We start from the raw sequence: 6,000 nt of genomic DNA, 5'->3' as shown, positions 1-6,000 counted from the left end.
AGGTGGCCGGTGTCGGGGCGGGTGGCGAACAGACCGGCGCCGCCGGCGTACAGCTGATCGGCGGGTCCGCCGATCTTCGTCCAGTCGGACCCTTGACCGCTCCATTCGAAGACCGCCGAGCGGTCGGGGGACAGGCCGTAGAGGTGTTCGTCGCTGACGGCGAAGGCGGCGCCGGGGGTGCCGATCTCGGTCCAGTGGTCGGGTGTGCCGTCGTACTGGTAKAGGTGGCCGGTGTCGGGGCGGGTGGCGAACAGACCGGCGCCGCCGGCGTACAGCTGATCGGCGGGTCCGCCGATCTTCGTCCAGTCGGACCCTTGACCGCTCCATTCGAAGACCGCCGAGCGGTCGGAGGACAGGCGATAGAGGTGATCACCCGTAACCTCGAGATCGGCGGAGGCGTCTCCGATCTGACTCCAACGGCCGATTTCGCCGTCGTAGCGATAGATGGCGCCGGTATCAGGATGGCGAGCGAAGACTCCGAGCCGCCCTGCGTGCACGGACTCTGCGGGTCCGCCGATCTTCGTCCAGTGGTTGTCACCCTCGTGCTTCCATACGCTGCCGTGATCAGGCGCGAGCGCGTAGAGATCGCCCTTGGCTGTCACGGACAGTTCAGGACCGGCGATGTCAGGTAGAGCCCCCCGTACGGAGCTTGGAGATCCCGCTTCCGGCACGGATTCAGCCTCTGCTCCGTCCTGCGCTTCTGACCCCATTCCCGGCGGCGCAGACTGTGGCTCCGGGCTGGGGTCCGCCGCTTGAGGCACCGGCGCGCCGGGGGCCGATGGCGCGCCGAGGGCCGTCCAGTCCGCGCCCTGGCCGCTCCATCGGTGGACGCTGTTGCCATCGGGTGCGAGACCGTAGAGGCGACTGCTGCCGACGGTGAACGCCTTGCCCGCGTTTCCGATCTCGGTCCAGGTATCGGCCCGCCTGTCGTATTTGTGGAGTTTGCCGTCGGGGCTGGTGGCGAAGAGCCCTGCTCCGCCGGCGTGGAGGTCTTGGGCGGGTCCGCCGACTTTGGTCCAGTCGGTGCCCTGCCCGTTCCATTCGTAGACGGCGGTGCGGTCGGGGTTCAGGCCGTAGAGGTGGTCGCTGGTGACGGCGAAGTCGGCGCCCGCCCCGCCGATCTCGCTCCAGGTGTCCGGCTGCCCGTTGTACTGGTACAGCTTGCCGTCGGGGCTGGTGGCGAAGAGCCCTGCTCCGCCGGCTTCGAGGTCTTGGGCGGGTCCGCCGACCTTGGTCCAGTCGGTGCCCTGCCCGTTCCATTCGTAGACGGCGGTGCGGTCGGGGTTCAGGCCGTACAGGTGGTCGCTGGTGACGGCGAAGTCGGCGCCCGCCCCGCCGATCTGGGACCAGTCGCCGGGCTGCCCGTTGTACTTGTTCAGTGCTCCGCTGCCGAGGCTGGTGGCGAAGAGCCCCGCTCCGCCGGCGTAGAGGTCTTGGGCGGGTCCGCCGACCTTGGTCCAGCCGGTGTCCTTCCCGTTCCAGCGGTAGACGGCAGTGTGGTCGGCGGCGAGCGCGTACAGCTGGTCGTCAGCGGTCGCCGTCACCGACGCCAGGGTGATGGGGGCGGCCGGGGCGGGGTCCGCGGAGGCGGGGGCGGCCGAGAGCAGGCCGGCCGTGATCGCGCCGGCGAGCAGGACACCGATGCGCCGCAGGCGCGCCGGTGGCGTGCCGGGTCCGGGCTTCGTTCGGTTACGGGAAAGGAGGTGGGCCACAGGAGACGCTCCAGGGAATTTGTCTGGGAAGTGCTGGAGCCCCACGGTCCGACCTGGTCTGATTGTCCATCAAGAGGCGTTGTCCGTTACCGCAGTTCAGGCGACACGGAAGAGCGGACAACGCGGACAACCAACCGGGGGAGTGCCGCTGTGGTGAAGGCCGGCCGTCCACAGGGCGGGCCCAAGGGGGAAACCGATGAAGCCAATGAGCTCGCGGTGTTCCTGCGGGATCTGACCCAGGACTTCACGGTCCGCGAGCTCGCGGAGCGGTACAAGATCAGCAAGACGAGCTGGGGCGAGTACCGCTCCGGGACCAAGACGATCCACCTGCACCTGCTCAAACGCCTCGTGCATGAACTGGTGCGAGATGAGCGAGCGCGCGCCGCGAGATGGGCGCTGGCCCAGCGCCTCCACGAGCAGGCAATCGCCGCACAGCAGCCTCTTGCCCCTGACGAGCCGAGCACCGCCGTGGAGGGAGTGACGGCGGCACAGGCGGCAGCGCAGGCCACTGCGGCTCTGCAGGACGCGGAGCGGCTGGTTCACATCCTCCTTGGCGTCATCGCCGGCCTCCAGATGCCCTCACCGCCCGGCACGGCATCGGGCGCCGAGGGGGTCGCTCTGGCTCCCGCCGCCGATCAGGCCGCCGGTGATCTGCGTGAAGCACACCACCGACTGGACCAAGTCCGCCTGGTCCAAGACGCTGTGCGGCGCGTGCGTGACGAAGCCACCGCACACGACCCATCCGCTGCAGCAGACGCCGCACCCCGTGCCGACGACGCCGTCCGGCCCGGCAGCGGTGAACATCTTCCTGTGCCCTACACGGCAGCTTCGCGCGAAGCCTCCGCCATCCTGATCGTCTCCCGCGCCGCACTGGTTGAGCAGTACGCCGCAGCCCGGCTACTCAGCGCCCGAGCAGCGGGTGTGCACGCCCTCGAGCCGACAGCCGTACAGAACACCCCCCGCGAAACTCTGGCACTCACCTCCCCGCCCCACAGCCCCACCGCGGTCTCGCCACCCTCTGACCGGTCGCGCCGCCGACGCCTGATCGTCATGATGGTCGTTGCCGTGACACTCGCCGCCTCCCTCTCAGCGGTGGCCGCCGTCACCCTCGTGCGAAACGGGCAGCAACCCCCGCTGGAACAGGCGAACCGGCCCACACCGGCCCCTGCGGCTTCCCTGCCGCCCCCGACATCGAGCCCTTCACCTCCGGCATCGCCCACGCCGTCCCCCAGCCCGGAGCTGACCGACCCAACTTCGCCCCCGAATCCGACCCGCTCGACTGAGACCAGCGTGACGGCTGTCCCCGACGACTACCTGGGCACATGGCAAGGCGAATTCACCAAGCCCGGAGACAAAGCCCCTACCCTGCGCCGCATCGAGATCCGCAAGGGCGCGGTGGGTGCAGAGACCGCGGACATCCTGACGTCGACCGCCAGCTCCCTCTGCCAGTCAAAAGGAACCCTCATCTCGGCCGGCACACTGCTCGTCCTCACAACAAACCCGACCTCGGGAATCCCCAGCCACCTCTGCACCACCAACGCAGACATCACACTTCGTCGCCAAGGAGACACCGAACTCACCTGGAAATCCGAAGGCACCACAGCCACCCTCCACCGCACCGCGCCACAAACCCAGACGATCCCCACACCATTTCTCGGGACATGGCGCGCCCAGGACGGAAACGACACCACCTCATCCGTGCGCATGACGATCAACGGGGGATCACCCGGCCACGCCCGGGCCGAATTCGTCTGGGACGGCGACGCCCACCACTGCGAAGGCTTCTCCGTACTCGCCTCCATCGGCGACACCCTGACCTTCAGCCCCGAGACGGTCACGGCGTCCGAACCACAGCGCTTTTGCAMCCAGACCCCGACCCGCCTTGTCACCCAATCCCAGGGCAACACCCTCCACGTCGAATGGGCGGATGACGGCGGTTTCTTCCGCTCATTCACCTTCCACCGTGTCGGCTGATCCAACACACGGCGGACAAGGCAGAAGGCCCCGGATCCTTGAGGATCCAGGGCCTTCTGATTTCAGTAGCGGGGACAGGATTTGAACCTGCGACCTCTGGGTTATGAGCCCAGCGAGCTACCGAGCTGCTCCACCCCGCGTCGGTGAGCCCCACTCTACGGCACCGCCGGACCGCTCCTGACGAGCTATGACTTGCTCAGGTGTCCTGCGGCGCCGTCGACGAGGGGCCGGGGCGGCTCACCACCGCTTCGTCCTTCCGGTCGTAGTCGATGTGGCACTGAGGCTGCGGATCGCTTCCAGCCGGCCGCGCCGCTTGTCGCTGCTGATGACCATCGTCCATGGCGCGGCGCCGGTGTCGGTTGGCGCACCTTCACCGCGGCTTCCTCGACCGAGTCGGCGGTGGCGAGGTTGGTCACCCCGTCGGTGTTCATGCTGTGTCTCCCTGGTCAGTGCGGGTGCGTTGGGCGGCCCAGTCCGGATCGCGTACGGGCGTCGGTGCCCGCGTATCGGTGGCCGGGGCGTGCATGATGCGCCAGCTGGTGCGCGGCGCGGTGACGACGTGGACCAGGACGATGACGGCCTGGCGGCTGCTGCCGCCCCGGACCCACGCTCCGGTGAAGCGGACCTGATCGGCCGCCCAGTTGGGGTGCCGGTAAGAACGCTGTCACCAGCCGCAAACGGCGGTGATCAGTCCTCTGACCTGGTGGGTTGGGGCAGTTCCGGCGTGCTCGTCGCCTCAGCGAGTGCGAGGCGACCACCCTTGAGTTCGGGCACGTAGTTGTAGATGGTGTTGCGGGAGACGCCGAGGAGCTTGGCGATCGAGGTGACGGTGTTCTCCGGGCGGGCGAGTAGGTCGCGGGCGTGACGTACCTGCTCCTCGGTCATCGCCGGCGGGCGGCCGAGTCGGGCGCCGCGGGCGCGGGCGGCGTCCAGGCCCTCGTTGGTGCCTTGCACGATGAGTTCGCGGATGAACTCCGCCAGTGCCGCGAACACGTGGAAGACCAGGCGTCCGCCGGGCGTGGTCGTGTCGAGCGCCTCGTGCAGCGAGGTGAAGCCGACGCCGCGCTTGCGCAGGCCGGACACGATCGCGATGAGGTCCTGGATGGAGCGGCCGAGCCGGTCCAGCGACGGGACAACGAGGGTGTCGCCTTCGCGCAGGTAGTCGAGGGCCTTCCACAGTTCCTCGCGTTCGGCGTTCTTGCCGGACTTCTTGTCGGAGAAGATCCGGATGCACCTTGCTTCGGTGAGTGCGTGGATCTGCCGGTCGAGCAACTGTCCCTTGGTGGACACGCGTGCGTATCCCACGAGGCTGCCGGTCCGTATGGCCGGAACGGGGGCGAGGAGATCGGCGGCGTCGTCATCCTGGGGTGGCTGCACCTGCCAGATCGTACAGAAAAGGGTGCCCTCAAGTTCTTGAGCACATCGACTTTCTGACACCGTTTTATGGGCATGATCCGGCGTCGATCCGGTCACGCGCCGGCCACTTATCGATCTTGCTCATCAATCGGTCGGTTGATGAGCAAGACCCGGTTCAGCCTTCGAGGGGGTGTGCAAGGTGGAGCAAATCTGCCAGGTACAGCACACGTCCGTCGTGGGGAACGTGGAACGGCTGGGTCCAGTGGGCGGGGATTGCATCCAGCCCGTAGTACGCCCCCGCGAGGTCTTTGCCCCGCGGCGACGGCGTCCGTGTCACCGCCGAGGTCGCTCGCCGCGCGTATCGCACCCTCGAAGCTGGCAGGAGAACGCGGGGCCCAGACGGCGGAGCGCAGGCAGGGCCAGACGGCCACCTCATGCCGTGAGCAGCCTGAACTGCCGGGTGGCAGCACACACATGCAATTTTCAGCGTGGTATGCCGCTCGGCAGGACATCGGGCGGCTACGGCCGGCCAGCGGCTCCATCCGCGGCCAGCCCTTTCGAACATGACTTCAAGAATCACCACTTGAAGCAGGCGGCCCGGATCTAAACTCCCGCGCCGGGATGGCGACCTGGCCATCGGTGCCCGCCGCCTGACCGGCAAGACCAGCATCGCTTCCGCCCTTCGGCACAATGCCCGCGATGCCGCCGACCGCTCAGCCTGCTCGGACTCACGTGGTCAGGAACCGAACATCGAGCAACTCAGTCGAAACCCTGCGGCGAGAGCCTGCACCGTCTTTGAGTCGAACTGGCCGGACGCGCCGATCCGGGAGGTGGGAGAGGGGCCTGAGTTCATGGAAACGAGGGCGTCACCACGGGCGCGTTGGCGTCGCCTTTTGCGGTGCCGGACCAGGGCGCCCCGGAGGTGGTGCGTGATCTTCAGGGGCGTTTCTGATCGCCG

General features: G+C 68.1%; 3 protein-coding genes, 1 tRNA gene and 1 pseudogene. 1 reads left to right on the top strand and 4 read right to left on the bottom strand.

What is annotated here, in order from left to right:
• Positions 1-1,712 (bottom strand): hypothetical protein (locus AB4039_RS08245; RefSeq protein ID WP_442270397.1); only part of this gene is annotated, 1,712 nt, incomplete at its 3' end.
• Between the two features lie 150 nt (positions 1,713-1,862).
• Between AB4039_RS08245 and AB4039_RS08240 the strand changes: the two genes are divergently transcribed.
• On the top strand, positions 1,863-3,686 hold the full coding sequence (locus tag AB4039_RS08240; protein WP_442270396.1) for a hypothetical protein: 1,824 nt from the start codon (positions 1,863-1,865) through the stop codon (positions 3,684-3,686).
• A gap of 66 nt (positions 3,687-3,752) precedes the next feature.
• On the opposite strand, the gene AB4039_RS08235 is transcribed toward AB4039_RS08240, so the two are convergent.
• The 3 genes and pseudogenes from AB4039_RS08235 to AB4039_RS08225 all read right to left on the bottom strand — a co-directional run.
• A tRNA-Met gene (locus tag AB4039_RS08235) sits at positions 3,753-3,826 on the bottom strand.
• A gap of 547 nt (positions 3,827-4,373) precedes the next feature.
• On the bottom strand, positions 4,374-5,063 hold the full coding sequence (locus AB4039_RS08230; protein ID WP_442270395.1) for a recombinase family protein: 690 nt from the start codon (positions 5,061-5,063) through the stop codon (positions 4,374-4,376).
• A gap of 154 nt (positions 5,064-5,217) precedes the next feature.
• Positions 5,218-5,470 (bottom strand): annotated as a pseudogene (locus AB4039_RS08225) (ADP-ribosylglycohydrolase family protein); the annotation flags it as partial.
• Positions 5,471-6,000 lie beyond the last annotated feature (530 nt).

The sequence above is a fragment of the Streptomyces sp. M-16 genome, assembly GCF_052114405.1.
GTDB lineage: Bacteria > Actinomycetota > Actinomycetes > Streptomycetales > Streptomycetaceae > Streptomyces.
This window is presented reverse-complemented; position numbering and strand designations above follow the sequence as displayed.